Annotated in this window: 1 protein-coding gene and 1 pseudogene; both read left to right on the top strand. The window is 57.6% G+C overall.

Annotated features, from left to right (window positions below; all coding sequences use genetic code 11):
• Positions 1 to 69: 69 nt before the first annotated feature.
• Positions 70 to 1,165 (top strand): annotated as a pseudogene (locus tag VSR68_RS42430) (IS630 family transposase).
• Entirely contained in the window at positions 1,162 to 1,404 is a 243-nt protein-coding gene (locus tag VSR68_RS42425) for a DUF6429 family protein (protein ID WP_342945369.1), read from the top strand. The pseudogene VSR68_RS42430 and the gene VSR68_RS42425 overlap by 4 nt, the downstream one beginning before the upstream one ends.
• The last annotated feature ends 13 nt before the right edge of the window (positions 1,405 to 1,417 follow it).

Below are 1,417 nucleotides of genomic sequence, written 5' to 3'. Positions count from 1 at the left end.
AAAATTCATTGAATGATGCCGACCGCGTACTAAAGTGTTCTGTGTGGCACTTGATGCAGGGAGGCAAGGATGAGCGGACGGCCCAAAGGGGAACTGGTGCTGAGCAAATCGGAGCGCAAGGAACTGCAAGCGCTGACATTGCGACGCAAGACCGCACAGGCCCTCGCATTGCGGGCGCGCATCGTGTTGGCCTGTGCCGATGGCCTGGACAACAAGAGCGTTGCGACGAAACAGCGGGTCACTCAGCAAACGGTCTCGAAGTGGCGGGCGCGGTTCGTCATGTACCGTCTGGACGGACTGCTCGATGCGCCTCGGCCCGGCGCGCCGAGGACGATTGATGACGCGCGCGTCGATGCGGTCATTGCAAAGACGCTTGAGTCCGTACCTGTCGGCGCGACTCACTGGAGCACGCGCACGATGGCTCGTGAGATGAAACTGTCGCAAACGGCGGTCACGCGGATCTGGCGTGCTTTTGGTCTGCAGCCGCATCGGCAGGAAACGTTCAAACTCTCCAGTGATCCGATGTTCGTCGACAAGGTGCGAGATATCGTCGGGCTTTACCTGGATCCGCCGGTTAAGGCCATGGTGTTGTGCGTGGACGAGAAGAGCCAGATTCAGGCACTCGATCGCACGTAACCGATGCTGCCGTTGGCACCCGGCATGCCGGAACGACGCACGCACGATTACATGCGTCACGGCACGACCACGCTGTTCGCGGCGCTGGACATCGCGACTGGCGAGGTGATCGGCGAGGTACACCGGCGCCATCGCAGCAGCGAATTCGTGCGCTTTCTACGCACCATCGAAGCCAGTGTGCCGTCGCACCTGGATGTGCATCTGGTGATGGACAACTATGGCACGCACAAAACGCCCTCGATCAAAGCCTGGTTCGCTCGTCATCCTCGCTTCCATGTTCACTTCACGCCCACCTCGGCGTCGTGGCTTAATAAGGTTGAACGATGGTTCGCCTCGCTCACTGAAAAATACCTTCGACGCGGTACCCATCGCTCGACACGTCAACTCGAAGACGCGATCCGTCAATACCTGGAGATCTATAACGCCCAATCCACAGCCGTTCTCCTGGAGCAAGTCGGCTGATGAAATTCTGGCCAGTCTCGAACGGTTCTGTATGCGGGTCACGAAGGCAGCGGGCGAAGCATCATGAACATCAACACCAACGCAATTGATGAAGTCGCCCTGGCACTTCTCTACCTGACCCTGCATGACCGATACCGTGCATGGAAGGGTTTCGACTGGAATGTACTGAACCGGCTCTACGAACGAGGTTTCATCGAAGATCCGGTCAACAAGACGAAGTCCGTGATCTTTACCGAAGATGGACTGCGCGAGTCCGAGCGGCTCTTTAACCAACATTTCGTCATTCCAGAAAGGCCGGGAAATTGATTCAACGAACTTC

The organism is Paraburkholderia phymatum, from assembly GCF_038900715.1.
Lineage (GTDB): Bacteria > Pseudomonadota > Gammaproteobacteria > Burkholderiales > Burkholderiaceae > Paraburkholderia > Paraburkholderia phymatum_A.
The sequence above is the reverse complement of the archived record's forward strand: the minus strand, read 5'-3'. Positions and strand labels throughout refer to the sequence as shown.

Coding starts and splice junctions, on each gene's coding strand:
- VSR68_RS42425 (WP_342945369.1), top strand. CDS start 1,162: ATGAACATCAACACCAACGCAATTGATGAAGTCGCCCTGGCACTTCTC.